This window comes from Bradyrhizobium sp., from assembly GCF_019242285.1.
In the GTDB taxonomy this organism is placed as follows: domain Bacteria; phylum Pseudomonadota; class Alphaproteobacteria; order Rhizobiales; family Xanthobacteraceae; genus Bradyrhizobium.
Map to the genome: position 1 here is coordinate 1 of NZ_JAFAVV010000474.1, position 18,013 is coordinate 18,013.

Consider the following 18,013-nt stretch of genomic DNA (forward strand, 5'->3'; position numbering starts at 1 on the left):
CTGGTGCAAAAACTGCTCCTGCGGAAATCTTCAACGCATCTCGTCTGTTCAACATCACAGTTTACCCTCCAACAGAACATCACCCGTTTGCCGCGTTAGCGAGGCTTGGTCCATGTCGGCCTTCTAGATTTGGCTGGCCGCTTCTGGCCCGACAGAGAAAAGCCGTCAGGCTACGCCAGGTCGGCTGTCCGAGGTGGTGCCGACCAGATTTGCTCGGCCTGAGAATTTCAGCCCGTGACCCGCAGCCGACCTTCGCTGAGAACGCTGTGCCGGTTTCCGGGAGATGAGCCGACTAAGACATGCCGGTCGCATGTCAGATCTGTGCCGACCTCGCTCCCCACCGAACGGTAAAATCAACTAATCTGCCTGACTTGGAATACGTTCCCTTCGGGATCATGACCGTCGCAAACCTTCGCGCCTTCGAATTCCCACTCACGCTTCGCGGTATTGATGGCTCCGCCTAGCCCTGCCGCCCTATCTCTCGCGCGCGCAATGTCCTCGACAGCAAATGCGAGTTTGATCGGAGTATCTTCGCGCAGCTCTGGGGGTGTGGCGATGTCGATCGATTCAGCGATGCGTTTTGGTATCGATAAAATGACGAATTGCGACGGTTTCAAACCAAGAACAACAAATCCCTTTTCGATCGTCGGGGGCTTAACGCCTATGACTGTGAAGTAGAATTGCACGAGACGGCCAAGGTCCTTTGCATAGAGCACTGCGCCAATCAATCCCGGATGTGTCATGCGTCGATCCTATGCGTTTACGTCCCCATGAGGTTGAATATATCCGAGAAAGGCCGCGAGCTTGACGTCTGCAATTTGGCCGAGCCGGAGGTCGGAGGTCGGGCGGAGCATGGCCGCTCCGCCCGGGCACTCAGACGTCAACTTGTTCCGCTATCGCGAGGGCGTCATCTACCTCGATGCCCAGATATCTGACGGTGCTTTCGATCTTCGTGTGCCCGAGCAGCAGCTGGACGGCCCTGAGATTTCCGGTGCGCCGGTAGATGAGAGTAGCTTTGGTACGTCGCAGTGAATGCGTCCCGTGCAGCCTTGGATCCAACCCGACGCTACCGATCCAATCCGATACGAGGCGCGCATATTGGCGTGTGGTGATACTTTTGTGGGGACCGGCACGGCCTGTAAACAAGAACTCGCCGGGCTTCTTGTTGGCGGCCTTCAGATAGTCATCGACCGATTGGCGAGTCTGTTCGCTCAATTCAAATCGGACCGGTCGACCGTTTTTTTCTGGCGTACAGTTGCGCGATCCGCAGTGTATCCGCCCGCGGCGATATCGTCGACTGTGATCGCCACGACATCGCAGCCACGAAGCTTGCTGTCGATGGCAAGATTGAACATGGCAAGGTCTCGGACGCGACCTTCAATTTGAAGCTTCGTTCGGATTGACCAAACATGTTTAGGCCGCAGCGGAGGCTTTGCTCCGGTCAGCTTGCCCTTATTCCAAGGCACTCGCTTGCGGATCGTCGGCGTACCACTCTCTTGATCTTGCATGTCATGCTCCTTGGTTAAAGAGACCGAAGAGCATGGGCCGTTGGCTAACGCGTTGGAACTGGGCCCGGCTGCCGGATTGCGCCAGAGTTATGGACTTTGATGTGCCTGATGCCAGCAGCCAACCAATGTCAGCTTCGGGCTGAGTTCGCTACCCGGCACGAACTGAAAGCAGGCGTGCCGCGTTTGCTGTCCCCCGAAGGCGGAAGTTTCCGAAGGGCTCGCGAATCCGTAAGGTGCCGAAACGTCGCACTATCACGAGCTCTTAAGATGGCTTGAGCGCGCGCCGTGGGGCTCGGCAAGCGTGGTGACATCAGGCATAGGCTCCGCGAAGCAATCGATGCCTCGCCCCCGGGGAAAGGTGGATTGCTTCGTCGCTGGCGCTCCTTGCGATGACGGCGCGTGTGGTCACTCGCTCTTCAATATCTTGAAAACGCCGCTTGCGATCGCGATGACGCGCTTGTCCACGGTCACCTCGGTGCCGACGAAGACCAGGCTGCGCGTCGTGCGCACCACGCGCGGCCTGGAAACCAGGACCTCGCCGATCTTGCCGGACTCGACGAAGTGCACGTCGAGCTGGATCGTTGCCATGGTCGTCCTGCCTGAAACGTGACGCGCAGTTATGCCGCAGGTCCGGTCGGCAAACGTCATCGTCACGCCGCCCTGCACGAGGCCGCGGCGGTTGTGATGCTTGTCCTCGGCGATCAGCGCAAATTCAGGGTCGCCATCCACCAGGCGCTGCCACAATGGTCCGATCAGGTGGATGAATCCGGTCGTCTCCACGATGTGCCAGCCGTCGGCTTTCAATCTTGCGGCGGCGGTCCTGCTCGTCATGCCAAGGGCGTCCATGTCGCGATATCGTTGCCTTTTCATCGAGGCCCGGCTTGGTGTAGTCAAGCATGATGAGGCCGTTCAATGATGCCACGCGGCGGAATATCGCCGAGCGCTGTGCCGCGTTCACGCGCTTGGCTCCGGAAGGCTTGGCCCCGGAAGGTTCGGCGCCTGGCCTGAAACGCGCAGCGGTCGCCATTGCCTTGACCGATACCGGCGACGGCGGCGACGAGACCGCGCTGCTGTTGACCCGTCGTGCCGCGGGCCTGCGTTCGCATCGCGCGCAATGGGCGCTGCCGGGCGGGCGCTGCGACCCTGGCGAGACTCCTGCCGAGGCGGCGCTGCGTGAGCTCGAGGAGGAGCTCGGGCTGAAAGTCGCCGCCGACGCCGTGCTCGGCCTGCTCGACGATTATCCGACCCGCTCGGGCTACCTGGTCACCCCGGTCGTGGTCTGGGCCGAGGGCGGCGGGCGGGTCACGCCCAATCCGCAGGAGGTCGCCTCCGTGCATCCGGTCCGGCTTGCGACCGTCGAGCGCGACGACGCCTTCGACTTCACGCTGATCCCGGAGAGTACGCGGCGGGTGATCCGCTTTCATTTCGAGGGCCGCCTGATCCATGCGCCGACCGCGGCGATGATCTACCAGTTCCGCGAGGTGTTGGCCGGGCGCGACACCCGCGTTGCCGAGCTGGAGCAGCCGGTGTTTGCCTGGAAGTAGTCGCAGTTTTGGCTACAACGGGCGAATGCCCCTCGAATCGATTCGCCCGATCCCGACCATTCTTGCGCTGTCGCTGGCGCTCACCGCGCCGGGCGCGGTCGCCTTCGAATTCCCCAAATTGTCGTCGCCGGCGGCGCAGGCGGTTCCGCCGGATGTGATCGCGGAGTATCGGCGCAAGCTCAAGGTCTATCAGGAGGCGCGCGCGGCCTATTACGCCGAGGCTGATACCTATTGGGCTTCCATCGTCGAGAAGCGGCGCGGCCGCAACGCCAAGCGCCGCGCGCATGAGGCGACGACGCTCGACGATTACGTCCTGACCCAGCCGCCGGTCTATGTCGGGCCGAAGCGGCCGGTGAATCCGGCGCCTGAAACGGAGCCGCAGCCGCCGGAGCGTCCGCGCGATCAGAAATACGTCCCGGTCGTGACCGATCTGCTGAAGGCCGCCGCCGAGTACTACCAATGGGCGCCGGAGCGGCCGGTCAACGACATCGATTTCAAGCGCGCCTATGCGCGGTTTGCGCTGTCGGCCGGCCTGACGCGGCAGCAGGCGGTGCGGGTCTACGCGTTCGAGACCGGCGGCAACGGCACCCATGCCTCGCAGTCCGGCTTCCACGGCACCCACGCGATCTCGACCGCGGTCGGCTACAACCAGCTTCTCACCACCAACTCGGTCGAGCTCCTCGCCGAGCAGGGCGAGGGTTTTGTCAGGATCCTGAGCCAGCGGGCGGTGAACCTGTCGGGCGCGGCGCGCAGGACCATGGATCAGAAGATCGCGGTCCTCCAGAAAATGGTGGCGATGGCGCGCTCGGTGCCGGACGACTGGTCGGAGCACGAGAAGATCGGCGACACGCCGAAGGGCTGGGCGCTGCATGCCATGGTGCTCGACATCGACGTCGGTCCGATGCTGCAGACCCACAAGCTGCTCACCTCGGTGCAGTTCGCCCGCGAGCGCGGATTTGCGCGTCCGTTGACTGCGGCCGAGCTCGAGATGATGAACCTGACCGGAGATGGTACCGGGCTCGACATGGTGACGATGCCGCAGCCGATGCGCGAGCAGGTGGCGACCGCGAACTTCTTCCAGCGCTCGGGCTACGAGCGCAACCCTGTGGCGAGCCATTACAACACGGTGGCGAAACTGCTCGCGATCACCGACCAGCGGATGGACGCCAATGCGATGCAGCCCGGCGCGAAGGAGCTGGCGGCGGCGTTCTGAGCGGCTTGCTCGATCGCCCTCATCGCTTGCTCCGCTGCACCCTCTCCCACATCCGCCTTCGCCCAAGGGCTTCGGCGGACACGAGGGGAGAGGGTGCACCGTGCCAGCGGAAACAAGGCTCAATTCGAGCCGAACATGAACCTGCCGTCGCCTTCGAGATAAGGCCCGCTGCGCATGTAGAGCTGCCCGTTCTGGCCGATGAAGAACAGGGTGCCCTTCGGCACCTTCTTGGCGCCCTTGAGCAGCAGCCCGGCATTGCTGGTGCCCATCTTGTAGGAGAACGTCTTGCCCTCCTTGTCGTAGGCATAGCCCGTGTCGGGCTTGAGCTCCCACGGCGTCGGCGCCTCGGCCGCCCATGCGGAGGTGGCGAGCGCGCCGAAGGCGGCCGCTGCCAGAACTGCTGCTTTTGATATTCTGATCATGATCATCCTCACCCAATTCCCCAAGCGCCATCCTTGAACAAATCACGAACGTTGCGGTCCGGTCATTCCGCTCGCTGCTCTCGCGGCAGCGATGACATTGTGATTTCCCGCATCGTATCCGGCGACTATCTTCCGGTTTCCGACTAGAACCAATTCGACAAAAGCAGTCATGGGGATGATTCGAATGAACCTCGTCACGAAAACCTGTCTGTCGGTCGTGCTGCCGCTCTTGACGCTCAGTTCATTCGCACAGGCCGACGAGGCCTTCAAACTGAGCCACAGCCAGCGCATTTCCTGCAGCCGCGGGCTCGCCGCCGGCAAGCTCAACACCGCCACCTGCAAGTCCTACGCCTACATCTTCAACGTCAAGACCTCGGAATATTTCCGCTGCCAGGTGTCGCTGGCGCTGACCCGCGACAACAAGGAGGTGATCAACGTCACCACCGACGGCGGCTGCACCAAGAAGCCGCGCATCTTCGAGACCGACTCGACCTACGATTTCGACGCCACCGAGACCGAGCCGCCGAACACCAACTCCTTCTTCGGCACCGGCGGCTACTCGGTCTGGGCCGCCGACACCACCCAGCAGAAGGCCCGCGGCTGCATCATCATCTCCTCCGGGCTCGGCTCCGACATTTCCAAGTGCCTGGACATGACGTTCCAGTAGGTGCGACGCTGCGTTTCGGCGGCTGCGAAGCATAGGCTACGGGAAAGAACGTGATGGATCGGCTCAAGGGCAAGGTGGCGATGGTGGTCGGGGCCGGTTCGATCGGACCGGGCTGGGGCAACGGAAAGGCTACCGCGGTCACCTTCGCCCGGGAGGGCGCGCGGGTGTTCTGCGTCGACCGCAACGCCGCTGCCGCGGAAGAGACCGTCGGTCTCATCAGGGGTGAAGGCGGACAGGCCGTCGCGTTCACCGCCGATGTCTCGAAGGCGTCGGAGGTCGAGGCGATGGTGGCGGCGTGCCTGAAGACGTTCGGCCGCATCGACGTGCTCGACAACAATGTCGGCATCGCCGAGATGGGCAGCGTGGTCGAGGTGACGGAGGCGGAATGGGACCGCGTGTTCGCGGTCAACCTCAAGAGCGCCTATCTCGCCATGAAGCACGTCATCCCCATCATGGTGAAGCAGGGCGGCGGCTCGATCATCAACATCTCGTCGATCGCCTCGATCCGCCATGTCGGCATCTCCTATGTCAGCTACGGCACCAGCAAGGCCGCAATGAACCAGATGACGCGCACCACCGCGGTGGAATTCGCGGCGGATTATGTCCGCGTCAATGCGATCCTGCCGGGGCTGATGAAGACGCCGATGGTCGAGCATTCCGCGGGGCTGGCCGCGAGCTACGCCAATGGCGACGTGGAGGCGATGTGGCGCGCGCGCGACTCGCAGGTGCCGATGGGCCACATGGGCACGGCCTGGGACGTCGCCAATGCCGCGCTGTTCCTCGCCTCCGACGAGGCGAAATACATTACCGGCATCGAGCTGGTGGTGGATGGCGGGCTGACCTGCCGGGCGTAAACCCGGCAGATCGAGCGTCGGGCGCTATTGCGCGAGGTGGAGGATGCGACCGGCGAGTGCATGCCAAGCGAGCGTCAGGCTGATCGGCCAGTTCAGGAGCTTGACCGCGACCAGCGCGATGCCGCCATAGACATAGACCGGATGCGGACGGCCGAGCCTGCGCCAGTCGTGGACGATCGCGACCACGAGCAGGAGATAGGCGACCAGCGCCGGCATGATCGTCACCGTCACCGGCGGCGGGCCGAGTGCGCCGGGCGGGGCGAGGAAGGTGAGAAACCAGCGCGCCACCGCGGCGTCGAGAATCGAGATCCCAGCGAGCAGCATCAGCCGCTTGTGTATCTCCGGCCTGCGAATGTTGGCGATCGCGAGGGTGAACACGACGGCGAAGAACGCAATGCCGCTGAGCGGGACGATCGCGAAGGCGATGCCTTGCTCGCTCATCCCGATCGCAGCGGACTGCTTCATGACCTCGACCGTGACCAGGAAACCGAAGATGGTCATCGCGGTTGCGATCGACACGCCGAGCATGCCGAGCGAGCGATGCCATGCCGTCTGCCCGGATGCCGCGAGCCAGGTCTGGAACACGAAATACAGGGTCCAGCCGAAGAACAACAGGCCGTGAAAATGAACCACGGGCGAGGCGGAGAACGATCCGCGCGCCAGTGGCATCCAGTAGGTCGGTACGAAACCGAGGAAGGCGGTGGCCGTGCAGGCCAGCGCCATGTGGAAGTAGAAGTGTCGCGCAGGGGACGCAATGACGCCGCGTGCGCGAGAATCGTCGGTCAAGGTGGTCATGGAGGGTCTGTCTGCCCGCGGCCGCTCCGGTTCAACGAATGTTACGGCTGCAACCCGATTGCCGTGATTCCCGGAACGTCGTCATTCAGCCATGCGCGCCGAGCTCGGCGCGGTCGAGCTCCTCCTCGAGCTGATGGAAGGCGTCGTCGCCGATCTCCTCGGATTCCCGCAAGGCCAGGATGGCGCGCCGGGCGGCGCCGATGGCGCGGCGGCGCAGCGGATCGGCCGGCAGTTCGCCCCTTGTCACGGCGCCGTCCGGATTGTCCTCGGCCTGCGCCAGCAGCGCGCGATATTCCAGCCGCAGCAGCTCGGCTTCCTCGGATGGATCGCCGTCGATCTCCTCCAGTGCCGCGCGAAAGGCGGCGCCGCGCGCGCGGGCGGCCTCGGCCGCCACCGGATCGTCATCCTTGAGATCGAGCGCCAGGATCAGGGGCCGCAGCGTCAGTCCTTGGAGCACGAGCGTGCCCAGCACGACCGAGCAGGCGGTCAGCAGAATGAGGTCGCGGTAGGGAAAGCCTTCCGGTAAGGCAAAGGCGGCTGCCAGCGTCACAATGCCGCGCATGCCGCACCAGGCCACGACAATACCGCCCTTCGGGGTCGGCACCGCCATGGTCTGGCTCGGCTGGTACAGCTCCCAGGCGACCAGCGTCCGCAAGACCACGCCATAGAGCATCACCCAGACGACGCGCGCGAGGATCACGGCTGCGACGATCGTGGCCGCGATCTCCGCATAGTGCAGCCGCACCTCGTCATCGAGCCCGCTCCAGATCGGGCGGAGCTGCATGCCGATCAGCATGAAGGCGAGCACGTTGAGGATGAAGACCGCGGTCTCCCAGACCGCGTAGGAAGGCACGCGGAGCCGCGCCGGCATCCGCGCCGGCGCGGTGCGGGCGATGCTGATGGCAAAGGCGACGACGGTGAGAATGCCGGACAGGCCGATGCGCTCGGCGGCGATCCACACCACGAAGGTGCCGGCAAATTGCAGGATGATCGCGCTCGGCGGATCGCTCACGTGCCGCGTCAGCCGCAGCCAGACCTTCGCCATCAGGTAGCCTGCGACCAGGCTGCCGCCCAGCGCGAGCAGGATCGAGGGCGCGAAGCGGCTCCATGCGAAATGCTGAAGCACGGCGGCGCCCACCGCGACGCGGTAGATCAGGAGCGCGCTCGCGTCGTTGAGCAGGCTCTCGCCTTCCAGGATTTTCAGGATGCGATAGGGCAGCTTGACCTGGCGGAGGATCGCCGTGGCTGCGGCGGCGTCGGGCGGCGCCACGATGGCGCCGAGCGCGATCGCGGCGGCCCATGGCATGTCCGGCACCAGCGCGTGCGCCGTCAGGGCGACGACGGCGGTCGAGACGCCGACCGCGAGCACCACCAGGGTCGAGACCGGCAGCCAGTTGTTGCGGAGATCACGGAGCGAGGTGTCGAAGGCGGCATCGAGCAGCACCGGTGCGACAAAGAGCGCCAGCGCCAGGCTCGGCTCCAGCGTCCAGTCTGGCCCGTGCGGCACGAAGGCGAGCAGCACGCCGCCGATCGCGAGGAAGGTCGGGTAAGGTACCTTGATCCGCCGCGCCAGCGCTGCGAGCACAACCGCGCCGAGCAGCAGCGCGATGGTCCATTCGAATGTCGTCAGGCCGGAGGTCATGAGAGTTGGGACGGCGGGAACTGTATCAAGGGCGTCTGGTCGGCTAGGCTAGCACCGAAGCCCCATGCTTGCGATCTTCGTTTGGTTGCCGGAATTTCGATGCGAAAATGTCTGAGACGACTTCGTCCCCTGCTGGCGGCCTGCTGTGTTCTCCTTGCGCCGCAGGGCGCGCGGGCCACCGGCACCGAGCCGTCCAGGGAGCCTCCGGTCGATCCCACGCCCTGTGCAGCGGCGAGTTCCGCCAATGACGATGAGCGGATCGTCGCAGCGTGCGGCGCCCTGATCGACAATGAGAAGACGGCGAGCGCCGATCGTCTCAAGGCGCTCCTGGCGCGCGCGCCGGTGCTCGTGCGCAGAGGCGAGACCGATCGTGCCATCGCCGATTACGATGCCGCCTTGCGGCTCGATCCCACGCTCGCCGACGTGTTCAACACGCGCGGCGAGCTCGAATGGAAGAAGGGCGACCGGCGCAAGGCGCTGGCGGATTTCGGCGCCGCGGTCAGGCTCAACCCCAATCACCCGGCCGCGCGGGACAACCACAGGGCATTGGCGCTGGAGCTGGAGCGGCTGGGCGCGATGATGGCAGTCTACGGCAAGCCGAGCTTCGATTGCGCGGCCGCGAAGCGGCCGGTCGAGAAGGCGATCTGCGCCGATCCGGAGCTTGCCAATCTCGACCGCGAGATCAATGCGGTCAACACCAGGGTGGTGCGGGCGGCGACCGCGGACGATGCGCGCACCGGCCGCGCTCTGCAGCGCGAGCAGGACGCGTTCCTTGCTCATCGCAGCACCGCCTTCGGCCGCGCCGACTACGACCTGCAGAAGGACATGCGCTCACGCCTCGACCACCTGCTCTCGATCGAGAAGCGGTGATGTGCATGTGGGGTAGGGTGGGCCAAGGCGCGACCGCGTCCGCCATAGCTCGCAGCCGCGTAGGGCGGGCTAAAGCGCGCAAGCGCTGTGCCCACCATTGTCTCAACGGCACGGTTCCAAAATGGCGGGCACGCTTCTGCCTTTGCGTGGTCGGCTTCTGCGCAAGCGGCCGCTTAGCCCACCTACGAGCTCCCCGCCTTCGTCTTCGGCCAATAGCGGTCGCGCAGGTGCCGCTTCACCAGCTTGCCCGTCGGCGTGCGCGGCAATTCCGCCTCGAAGTCGATCGAGCGCGGGCATTTGATCGGCGACAGGTGCTTGCGGCAGAAGGCGATCAGCTCGGTCTCCAGCGCCTTGCCGGCGCGGGCCATGTCGTGCGGCTGCACCACGGCCTTGACCTCCTCGCCCATCTCCTCGTTCGGCACGCCAAACACCGCGACGTCGGCGACCTCGGGGTGGGTGATCAGCACGTCCTCGGTCTCCTGCGGATAGATGTTCACTCCGCCGGAGATGATCATGTAGGACTTGCGGTCGGTGAGATGGAGGAAACCGTCGGCGTCGAGATAGCCGACGTCGCCGAGCGTCGACCAGCCCTTGGCATTGTGGGCACCCTTCGTCTTCTCCGGATCGTTATGGTAGGAGAACTCCGCACCGTCGGCGAAGTACACCATGCCGATTTCACCCGGCGGCAATTCCCGGTCGTCCTCGCCGACGATCTTGACCTTGCCGACCACCGCGCGGCCGACCGAGCCGCGGTGATCGAGCCATTGTTGCGAGGTGCAGACGGTGACGCCGTTGCCCTCGGAGCCGGCGTAATATTCGATCAGGATCGGCCCCCACCAATCGATCATCCCGGCCTTGACGTCGACCGGGCAGGGCGCCGCGGCGTGGATCGCGCCCTTCAGCGACGAGACGTCGTAGCGCTTGCGCACCTCTTCCGGCAGCTTCAGCATGCGCACGAACATGGTCGGCACCAGTTGCGCATGCGTCGCCTTGTGTTTCTCGAGCAGCTCGAGAAAGCCCTCGGCGTCGAAATGCTCCATGATGATCGAGGTGCCGCCGAGGATGATCGCGGTCATGTTGAACCGGAGCGGAGCCGCGTGATAGAGCGGCGCCGGCGACAGGTAGATGGTGTTGTCGCCCATCCGGCACATGTCGGCGCAGAGAACCAGCATGAAGGGATTGGGCCAGTCGATCGGCTGGTTCCCGAATTTCTTCTTGACGCCCTTCGGCCGTCCGGTGGTTCCGGACGAATACAGCATGTCATAGCCCGCAACTTCGTCCGCGATCGGCGACACCGGTTGCACGATGGCTTCCTGATCCCACGAGCGGAAGCCTGCAATCGGCTCATCGACCATGAAGAGCTGCGGGCCGTCCGGCGCGCCGCTGGCGAGGGCGCTGACCTGCCCGGCGCATGTCGGGGAGGTTATGAACACCTTGGCGCCGCAGTCCTTGACGATGTAGGAGATCTCGTCCTGCGTGAGGTAGCGGCTGATCGCGGTGTAATACAGTCCGCTGCGCTGCGCGGCCCAGCATATCTCCATGAAGGCGAGCCGGTTCTCCATCAACAGCGCGATGTGATCGCCTGCCTTGAGCCCCAGCGCGCGGAACAGATGCGCGCCCTGGTTCGAGAGCTCATCGAGCTGGCGATAGGTGATCGCCTTGCCCGTGCCGGCCATCTGGTAGGCGATCTTGTCCGGGTTGGCGCGGGCGTGAACTGAGGGATGGGTCATTGCGATCTTCTCGGCGATCTTCTTGCTGACGATAGCATGCCGATAATGGGCTCAACGGCGGGTGAAGGATATTTTCACCCGCCGCCTCCTCGCTGCTCGGCCCATGCCCTTCAAGGAGATTGACGTTACCGATGTCACAATCTCTCGACGATCGTCACATTGGCCATGCCGCCGCCCTCGCACATGGTCTGCAGGCCGTAGCGCTTGCCGCGCTGCTTGAGCGCGTTGACGAGCGTCGTCATCAGCTTGGTGCCGGAGCCACCGAGCGGATGGCCAAGCGCAATCGCGCCGCCATTGACGTTGAGCCGTGCCGGATCGGCGCCGGTGGTCTTCAGCCACGCGGTCGGCACCGAGGCGAAGGACTCGTTGACCTCGAACAGGTCGATGTCGTCGATCGACATCCCGGCCTTCTTCAGCGCGCGCTCGGTGGCGTGCAGCGGCGCATCGAGCATGATCACGGGGTCGCCGCCCATCATGGTCATGTGATGGATGCGCGCGATCGGCGTGGCGCCGAGTTGCTTCAACCCCTTCTCGTTGACCACCATGACGCCGGAGGCGCCGTCGCAGATCTGGCTGGCGCTGGCAGCGGTCAATTTGCCGTTCTCGGCGATCAGCTTCACGCCCTTGATGCCGTCGAGGCTGACGTCGAAGCGGATGCCTTCGTCGACGGTGTGGGTGTCGGTCGAGCCGTCGGCGCGGGTGATCTCGACCGGCACGATCTCGTCCTTGAAGCGACCGGCCTGGGTCGCCGCGATCGCGCGCTGATGGCTGTTGTAGGAATATTCATCCAGCGTGTCTTTGCTGAGGCCGTATTTTTCGGCCATCATCTCCGCGCCCGTGAACTGGCTGAACATGATGTTCGGATAGCGCTGCTCGATACCCGGGCTCTTGTAATGGCCAAAGCCGTTCTTGGCCGGCAGCGAGGAGGCGATTCCCATCGGCACCCGCGTCATCGATTCCACGCCGGCGGCGATCACGACGTCCATCGCGCCCGACATCACCGCCTGCGCCGCGAAATGCAGCGCCTGCTGCGACGAGCCGCACTGCCGGTCGACCGAGGTGCCCGGCACGCTCTCCGGCAGCCTGGAAGCCATGATGGCGTTGCGCGCGATGTTGTTGGACTGCTCGCCGGCCTGCATCACGCAGCCCATGATCACGTCCTCGATCTGGTCGGGTACGGCGCCGGAGCGCTCCACCAGCGCATCCAGCACCTTGGCCGCGAGATCGGCCGGATGCCAGCCGGTGAGACGCCCTCCCTTGCGGCCGCCGGCGGTGCGGGCGGCGGCGACGATGTAAGCCTCGGCCATTCCTGATCTCCCTGTCGTTCTTCGCGTTTGAAGGATTGGACCGATTTAAGAGATGGCCGAGGATTTAGTCAATCAATCAATTAACTCTTGAGGTGCGACGCGGCTTCGGCTTATCTGGCTGAAAATCATTGCCGAACAGGGACGGAACCGCCTTTGAATACCAGCGTCGCCAACCGGCTGCAGACGGCGAGGAACTCCACCGCCGAAAAACTCCTGGTCGCGGCGAGCGAACTGATGATCGAGCGCTCCTCGATCGAGGTGTCCCTGAGCGACATCGCGCAGAAGTCCGGCGTCAACGCCGCGCTGGTCAAATACCATTTCGGCAACAAGGACGGCCTGTTGCTGGCGCTGCTCGCGCGCGACGCCGCGACCGAGATGTCGAATCTGGAATATCTCCTGGCGCAGCCGATCACGCCGACCGAGAAGCTGAGACTGCATATCGGCGGCATCATCCGCGCCTATCGCCGCTTTCCCTACATGAACCGGCTGATCCATTATTTGCTGCACGAGAGCAGCGCGGAGGCGGCCGACGAAGTGTCCAAATTCTTCGTGGCGCCGCTCGTCGATTTTCATCGCCGGCTGCTGGCCGAAGGCACCAGGGCCGGCGAATTCCGCAGGATCGATCCGGTGTTCTTCTACACCAGCCTGATCGGCGCCTGCGATCATCTGTTCTTCGGCCGGCCGGCGATGTCGCGCGCCATCGGCGTCGGCCCGATCACCGACCAGATCTGCCGGGACTACATCAAGCACATGGAAGCGCTGGTCTGCAGCGGAATGGTGAAGGAAGCGAATGGCGAATAGTTTTTCTTTTCTGCTCGCTATTCGCGCTTCGTATTCGCCAACAAAGGAGGAGCCCACACATGCAACTCAACGACATCGCCGTTCTCATCACCGGCGGCGGCTCCGGCCTCGGCGCCGCGACCGCCCGCGCCATGGCTGCGAAGGGCGCCAAGATCGGCGTGCTCGACCAGAACATGGAGAATGCCGAGAAGGTGGCGGCCGAGGTGAAGGGCATAGCCCTGCATGCCGATGTCACCAGCGAGGACGAGGTCAAGGCCGCGATCGCCAAGGCCGAAGGCGCGCACGGCATCGCGCGCGTGCTGATGAACTGCGCCGGCATCGGCGGCTCGCAACGCATCGTCGGCCGCGACGGTGTCTATCCGTTGGCGAAGTTCGCCCGCATCATCAACGTCAACCTGATCGGCACCTTCAACTGCCTGCGGCTGTTCGCCGAGCGGCTGGTGACCGCCGAGCCGATCGGCGAGGAACGCGGTGCCATCATCAACACCGCGAGCGTCGCGGCCTATGAGGGCCAGATCGGCCAGATCGCCTATTCGGCCTCGAAGGGCGGCGTGGTCGGCCTGACGCTGCCGGCGGCGCGCGATCTTGCGAGCCAGAAGATCCGGGTCAACACCATCGCGCCGGGCCTGTTCTTCACGCCGCTTTTGATGGGTCTGAACGAAGAGGCGCGCAAGAGCCTCGGCGCCCAGGTGCCGCACCCGTCGCGGCTTGGCGACGCCGCCGAATACGGCGCGCTCGCGGTGCACATCGTCGAGAACGCGATGCTCAATGGCGAGACCATCCGCCTCGACGGCGCCATCCGCATGGCGCCGCGGTAGGCGTCTTCCTTCTCCCCTCTTGTCCGCCGAAGCGCTGGCGAAGGCGGATGTGGGAGAAGGTGGCGCGAAGCGCCGGATGAGGGGTTCTCTCCGCGGGCGACCCCTCACCCGAGTGAGTCCGCAACTCGCAGCGTACATGCCCTCTCACAAGGGGAGAGGGCGCGGCAACTGGCACCGCATTTGTTGCGAGCGCAAGGAGCAAGACGTGACCCAACCGCTGCTGATCGAACATGACGACGGCGTCGACCGCGTGACGCTCAATCGTCCGGAGAGCCTCAACGCGCTCGATTCCGCGCTGATCGACGCGCTCAACAATTACTTCCAGGGCCTGCAGCGCAACCGCGCCACGCGCGTCGTGGTGCTGAAGGGCGCGGGCAAGAACTTCTGCGCCGGCCTGGATCTGAAGCAGGCGATGAAACGTTACGCCGGCCAGCAGGAGCCGCCCGGGGTCGCCGACTCCCTGGACTCGCAGCGCCGCATCGCCGACATCGTGATGCTGATGCGGCGCTGTCCGCAGCCGATCCTGGCGCTGATGCAGGGCGCGGCCGCTGGCGGTGGTTTTGCGCTGGCGCTCGCCGCCGACATCCGCATCGCGACCAAATCGGCGCGGATGAACTGCGCCTTCATCAAGCTGGGTCTCGGCGGCTGCGACATCGGCACCAGCTACTTCCTGCCGCGCTTGGTCGGCGTCTCCGTCGCGTCGGAACTGATCCTCACCGGCCGCTTCATCGGGGCCGAGCGCGCGTTCGCCGTCGGGCTGGTCTCCGACGTGGTCGAGGAGGATGGGCTCGACGCCGCGGCCGAGCCCTATGTGGACGCGATGATGACGGCCTCGCCGGTGGGCTTACGGTTGTCCAAGGAATGCCTGAACATGAGCGTCGATGCTGGGTCGCTCGAAGCCGCGATCGCGATCGAGGATCGCAACCAGATCCTGTGCAGCCGCTCGGAAGATTTCGCTGAGGGCATCAAGGCCTTTCTCGAAAAGCGCAAGCCGGTCTATACCAGGAGACAATGAGAGCCCGCACATGGCCGATATTTCGGGAGACGCAATTATGAGTGGGCAATTATGAGTGGAAATGCCGCGGCGGTGCTTCAGCAGCCGGCCTTTCGCAAAATCGACTGGCTGCCGCGCGACATCGCGGTGGAGCGGCGGGATGATGGCGTCGTCGTCCTGAAGTCGCGGATTCCGTTGCAGGCCTATGAGTGGCACATCCCGGCAGCGCTGGCGAAATGGGCAAGCGAAGCGCCCGAGCGCACCTGGCTCGCGCAGCGTGCCGGCGCCGACCGCCAATGGCGAAGGATGTCCTATGGCGAGGCCAAGCGCATCGTCGACGCGCTGACGCAGAGCCTGCTCGACCGCGGCCTTCCGCCCGAGAGCCCGGTCGCGATCCTGTCCGGCAATTCGATCGAGCACGCGCTGATGACGCAGGCGGCGATGCAGGCGCGCCTGCCGGCCGCGCCGGTGTCGCCGGCCTACTCGCTGATGAGCCACGACCACGTCAAGCTGAAATACCTGTTCGGCCTGATCAAGCCGAAGCTGGTGATGGTGCAGGATGGCCCGGCTTTCGCGAAAGCGCTCGCCGCGCTCGATCTCGAGGGCGTCACCGTGGTTCACGTCGCCCGTCCCTGCGAGGGCATTCAGAGCATCGCCTTCGCCGATCTCGCGGCGACGCCGGTGACCAAGGAGGTCGAGGCCTCGATCGCGCAGATCACGCCCGACACCATCGGCAAGCTCTTGTTCACCTCCGGCTCGACCGGCATGCCGAAGGCCGTCATCAATACCCAAGGCATGATGTGCGCCAATGCGGCGATGATGATGCAGGTCCGCCTGCGCGGTCCGGACACGCCGGTGCCGATCCTGCTCGACTGGATGCCCTGGAATCACACCATGGGCGGCAACGCGCTGTTCAATCCGGCGCTGATCGACGGCGGCACGCTCTACATCGATGACGGCCGCCCCGTCCCCGGCCAGTTCGACGAGACCATCCGGAACCTGCGCGAAATCTCGCCGACCTACTACGCCAACGTGCCGGTGGGCTATGCCGCGCTCGCCGCCGCGATGGAGAAGGACGATGCGCTTGCGCGCGGCTTCTTCAAGAACCTGACCCTGATGGGCTATGGCGGCGCGCGGCTGCCGGACGATCTCTATGACCGCATGCAGGCGCTCGCCGTGCGCGCCACCGGCGAGCGCATCGTGTTCTACACCGGCTGGGGCTCGACCGAGACCGGGCCGACCGCGACCAGCACCTATTGGGACACCGAGCGCGTCGGCCTGATCGGGCTGCCGTTTCCCGGCGTCGAATTGAAGATGGTGCCGTGCGGCTCGAAATATGAGCTCAGGCTGCGCGGCGTCAATGTCACGCCCGGCTATCTCGGTCGGCCCGATCTGACCGCGGCCGCCTTCGACGAGGAAGGATTTTATTGCATCGGCGATGCCGGCGTGTTCGTCGACCCCGAGGACCCGGTGGCCGGCATCATCTTCGCCGGCCGCGTGGTCGAGGACTTCAAGCTTTTCACCGGCACCTTCGTGCATGTTGGCTCGCTCCGCACCGATGCGATCGCGGCCGCCTCGCCGGTGATCCAGGATGCATTGGTCACCGGCCAGGATCGCCCCTATGTCGGGCTGTTGGCGTGGCCGAACCTGCACGCCTGCCGGCAGCTCGTCGGCAATCCCGACGCGTCGTTCGAAGAAGTCGTCAAGCATCCCGCCGTGATCGCCTGCGTCAAGCGTGGCCTGGAGGCGCATAATGCGGCCGCCGAAGGCGCGAGCAGCCTGCGGATCGCGCGGGCGATGCTGATGGTCGAGCCGCCCTCGATCGACGGCAATGAATTGACCGACAAGGGCTACATCAACCAGCGCGCGGGCCTCGAGCGCCGCGCCGCGCTGGTGGAACGGCTCTATGCCGAACGGCCGGCCGAAGACGTGATCGTGCTGCGATGAGCACCAACTCTCTCTACACGGTCATTCCGGGATGGCCCGAACGGCCAGACCCGGAATCCATGACCACCATCGGGAGTATGGATTCTGGGCTCGCGCTGCGTGCGCCCCGGAATGACATCGAATATGAGGTGACGCCATGAACTTCGATTTCTCCGACGACCAGAAGCAGCTCCGCGATCAGGCGCGAAAGTTCCTTGCCGAGAAGTGTCCGCCGAAAGCGGTGCGCACTGTGCTCGACGGCAAGTCGCCCTATGACAAGGAGTTGTGGAAGGGGCTCGCCGAGCTGGGTTTCCTCGGTGTCGCGATCCCCGAAGAATATGGCGGCGCCGGTGCCGGCCATCTCGAGCTCTGCGTGGTCGCGGAGGAGATGGGCAGGGCGCTGGCGCCGGTGCCGTTCTCCTCCACGGTCTATCTCGCGGCCGAGGCGCTGCTGCTCGCCGGCACCGAGGCGCAGAAGCAGAAATGGCTGCCGCTGATCGCCAAGGGCGAGGCGATCGGCACGCTGGCGCTGTTCGAGGGCAAGGGCAATCCGTCGCCGGAAGCGATCAAGCTCACCGCCGGCGGCGGCACGCTGAGCGGCGTCAAGAAGCCGGTGCCGGACGGTGCGATCGCCGATTTCGCCATCGTTGCAGCGCGGACCGGATCGAGCGGGCGCGAGACCGACATCGCGCTGTTCCTGGTCGACATGAAGAGCGAGGGCGTCGAGCCCAAGGATCTCACCAATGTCGATCCGACCCGCGGCCAGGCCGAGGTGACGTTCAGAAACGTCAAGGCCGAGCCGCTCGGCCGTGCCGACGAGGGCTGGAGCATCCTCACCCGGGTGCTCGACCGCGCCGCGGTGCTGGTAGCGTTCGAGCAGGTCGGCGGCGCCGACCGCGCACTGGAGATGGGCCGCGACTAC

Annotated in this window: 17 protein-coding genes and 1 pseudogene; 10 read left to right on the forward strand and 8 right to left on the reverse strand. The window is 64.9% G+C overall.

Annotated elements, in window-relative coordinates:
* Positions 1 to 353: 353 nt before the first annotated feature.
* The 3 genes and pseudogenes from JOY90_RS18670 to JOY90_RS18680 all read right to left on the reverse strand — a co-directional run bounded on the left by JOY90_RS18670 (position 354) and on the right by JOY90_RS18680 (position 2,339).
* A complete protein-coding gene (locus tag JOY90_RS18670; protein WP_291692589.1) occupies positions 354 to 743 on the reverse strand; it encodes a VOC family protein in 390 nt (129 codons plus the stop codon).
* Between the two features lie 130 nt (positions 744 to 873).
* Positions 874 to 1,508: pseudogene (locus tag JOY90_RS18675) on the reverse strand (tyrosine-type recombinase/integrase).
* Positions 1,509 to 1,913: 405 nt separating this feature from the next.
* On the reverse strand, positions 1,914 to 2,339 hold the full coding sequence (locus JOY90_RS18680) for a PaaI family thioesterase (protein ID WP_291692590.1): 426 nt from the start codon (positions 2,337 to 2,339) through the stop codon (positions 1,914 to 1,916).
* A 65-nt stretch (positions 2,340 to 2,404) separates the two neighbouring features.
* Here JOY90_RS18680 and JOY90_RS18685 point away from each other — a divergent pair, with 65 nt between their 5' ends.
* Together JOY90_RS18685 and JOY90_RS18690 are read left to right on the forward strand one after the other, a co-directional pair.
* Positions 2,405 to 3,052 (forward strand): CoA pyrophosphatase, encoded by a 648-nt coding sequence (locus JOY90_RS18685; protein WP_291692591.1) that lies wholly within the window; start codon positions 2,405 to 2,407, stop codon positions 3,050 to 3,052.
* A gap of 25 nt (positions 3,053 to 3,077) precedes the next feature.
* Entirely contained in the window at positions 3,078 to 4,265 is a 1,188-nt protein-coding gene (locus tag JOY90_RS18690; RefSeq protein WP_291692592.1) for a hypothetical protein, read from the forward strand.
* Between the two features lie 119 nt (positions 4,266 to 4,384).
* Here the strand turns inward: JOY90_RS18690 and JOY90_RS18695 are convergent, their stop codons facing one another.
* Positions 4,385 to 4,687: a hypothetical protein gene (locus JOY90_RS18695; RefSeq protein ID WP_291692593.1), complete on the reverse strand. Its 303-nt coding sequence runs from the start codon at positions 4,685 to 4,687 to the stop codon at positions 4,385 to 4,387.
* A gap of 184 nt (positions 4,688 to 4,871) precedes the next feature.
* Here JOY90_RS18695 and JOY90_RS18700 point away from each other — a divergent pair, with 184 nt between their 5' ends.
* Both JOY90_RS18700 and JOY90_RS18705 read left to right on the forward strand, forming a co-directional pair.
* Positions 4,872 to 5,354: a hypothetical protein gene (locus tag JOY90_RS18700; RefSeq protein WP_291692594.1), complete on the forward strand. Its 483-nt coding sequence runs from the start codon at positions 4,872 to 4,874 to the stop codon at positions 5,352 to 5,354.
* Positions 5,355 to 5,407: 53 nt separating this feature from the next.
* Positions 5,408 to 6,208 carry an SDR family NAD(P)-dependent oxidoreductase gene (locus tag JOY90_RS18705; RefSeq protein ID WP_291692595.1) on the forward strand — a complete coding sequence of 267 codons (801 nt, stop codon included), beginning with the start codon at positions 5,408 to 5,410 and terminating at the stop codon, positions 6,206 to 6,208.
* Between the two features lie 24 nt (positions 6,209 to 6,232).
* Here the strand turns inward: JOY90_RS18705 and JOY90_RS18710 are convergent, their stop codons facing one another.
* Positions 6,233 to 7,003, reverse strand: coding sequence for a hypothetical protein (locus JOY90_RS18710; RefSeq protein ID WP_291692596.1), 771 nt, complete (start codon positions 7,001 to 7,003; stop codon positions 6,233 to 6,235).
* An 85-nt stretch (positions 7,004 to 7,088) separates the two neighbouring features.
* Entirely contained in the window at positions 7,089 to 8,645 is a 1,557-nt protein-coding gene (locus JOY90_RS18715; protein WP_291692597.1) for a sodium:proton antiporter, read from the reverse strand.
* A 99-nt stretch (positions 8,646 to 8,744) separates the two neighbouring features.
* Between JOY90_RS18715 and JOY90_RS18720 the strand changes: the two genes are divergently transcribed.
* Complete coding sequence (locus JOY90_RS18720; protein WP_291692598.1) at positions 8,745 to 9,515, forward strand: tetratricopeptide repeat protein; 771 nt, start codon at positions 8,745 to 8,747, stop codon at positions 9,513 to 9,515.
* 182 nt (positions 9,516 to 9,697) lie between these two features.
* On the opposite strand, the gene JOY90_RS18725 is transcribed toward JOY90_RS18720, so the two are convergent.
* Positions 9,698 to 11,245 (reverse strand): acyl-CoA synthetase, encoded by a 1,548-nt coding sequence (locus tag JOY90_RS18725; protein WP_291692599.1) that lies wholly within the window; start codon positions 11,243 to 11,245, stop codon positions 9,698 to 9,700.
* A gap of 134 nt (positions 11,246 to 11,379) precedes the next feature.
* Positions 11,380 to 12,552: an acetyl-CoA C-acetyltransferase gene (locus JOY90_RS18730; RefSeq protein WP_291692600.1), complete on the reverse strand. Its 1,173-nt coding sequence runs from the start codon at positions 12,550 to 12,552 to the stop codon at positions 11,380 to 11,382.
* Between the two features lie 153 nt (positions 12,553 to 12,705).
* Between JOY90_RS18730 and JOY90_RS18735 the strand changes: the two genes are divergently transcribed.
* From JOY90_RS18735 to JOY90_RS18755, 5 genes are all read left to right on the forward strand, one after another.
* Positions 12,706 to 13,353, forward strand: coding sequence for a TetR family transcriptional regulator (locus JOY90_RS18735; RefSeq protein ID WP_291692601.1), 648 nt, complete (start codon positions 12,706 to 12,708; stop codon positions 13,351 to 13,353).
* A gap of 59 nt (positions 13,354 to 13,412) precedes the next feature.
* Positions 13,413 to 14,171, forward strand: coding sequence for an SDR family NAD(P)-dependent oxidoreductase (locus tag JOY90_RS18740; protein WP_291692602.1), 759 nt, complete (start codon positions 13,413 to 13,415; stop codon positions 14,169 to 14,171).
* A 205-nt stretch (positions 14,172 to 14,376) separates the two neighbouring features.
* Complete coding sequence (locus tag JOY90_RS18745; RefSeq protein WP_291692603.1) at positions 14,377 to 15,186, forward strand: enoyl-CoA hydratase-related protein; 810 nt, start codon at positions 14,377 to 14,379, stop codon at positions 15,184 to 15,186.
* Positions 15,187 to 15,237: 51 nt separating this feature from the next.
* Positions 15,238 to 17,112 (forward strand): AMP-binding protein, encoded by a 1,875-nt coding sequence (locus tag JOY90_RS18750; protein ID WP_291692604.1) that lies wholly within the window; start codon positions 15,238 to 15,240, stop codon positions 17,110 to 17,112.
* 136 nt (positions 17,113 to 17,248) lie between these two features.
* On the forward strand, positions 17,249 to 18,013 hold a 765-nt coding region (locus JOY90_RS18755), incomplete at its 3' end, for an acyl-CoA dehydrogenase family protein (protein ID WP_291692605.1).

What these genes read in the sequence shown, in the direction of transcription:
- JOY90_RS18730 (WP_291692600.1), bottom strand. Translation starts at nt 12,552, where the DNA reads ATGGCCGAGGCTTACATCGTCGCCGCCGCCCGCACCGCCGGCGGCCGC.
- JOY90_RS18715 (WP_291692597.1), bottom strand. Translation starts at nt 8,645, where the DNA reads ATGACCTCCGGCCTGACGACATTCGAATGGACCATCGCGCTGCTGCTC.
- JOY90_RS18740 (WP_291692602.1), top strand. Translation starts at nt 13,413, where the DNA reads ATGCAACTCAACGACATCGCCGTTCTCATCACCGGCGGCGGCTCCGGC.
- JOY90_RS18690 (WP_291692592.1), top strand. Translation starts at nt 3,078, where the DNA reads ATGCCCCTCGAATCGATTCGCCCGATCCCGACCATTCTTGCGCTGTCG.
- JOY90_RS18725 (WP_291692599.1), bottom strand. Translation starts at nt 11,245, where the DNA reads ATGACCCATCCCTCAGTTCACGCCCGCGCCAACCCGGACAAGATCGCC.
- JOY90_RS18720 (WP_291692598.1), top strand. Translation starts at nt 8,745, where the DNA reads ATGCGAAAATGTCTGAGACGACTTCGTCCCCTGCTGGCGGCCTGCTGT.
- JOY90_RS18750 (WP_291692604.1), top strand. Translation starts at nt 15,238, where the DNA reads ATGAGTGGAAATGCCGCGGCGGTGCTTCAGCAGCCGGCCTTTCGCAAA.
- JOY90_RS18685 (WP_291692591.1), top strand. Translation starts at nt 2,405, where the DNA reads ATGATGAGGCCGTTCAATGATGCCACGCGGCGGAATATCGCCGAGCGC.
- JOY90_RS18705 (WP_291692595.1), top strand. Translation starts at nt 5,408, where the DNA reads ATGGATCGGCTCAAGGGCAAGGTGGCGATGGTGGTCGGGGCCGGTTCG.
- JOY90_RS18700 (WP_291692594.1), top strand. Translation starts at nt 4,872, where the DNA reads ATGAACCTCGTCACGAAAACCTGTCTGTCGGTCGTGCTGCCGCTCTTG.
- JOY90_RS18710 (WP_291692596.1), bottom strand. Translation starts at nt 7,003, where the DNA reads ATGACCACCTTGACCGACGATTCTCGCGCACGCGGCGTCATTGCGTCC.
- JOY90_RS18670 (WP_291692589.1), bottom strand. Translation starts at nt 743, where the DNA reads ATGACACATCCGGGATTGATTGGCGCAGTGCTCTATGCAAAGGACCTT.
- JOY90_RS18680 (WP_291692590.1), bottom strand. Translation starts at nt 2,339, where the DNA reads ATGACGAGCAGGACCGCCGCCGCAAGATTGAAAGCCGACGGCTGGCAC.
- JOY90_RS18695 (WP_291692593.1), bottom strand. Translation starts at nt 4,687, where the DNA reads ATGATCAGAATATCAAAAGCAGCAGTTCTGGCAGCGGCCGCCTTCGGC.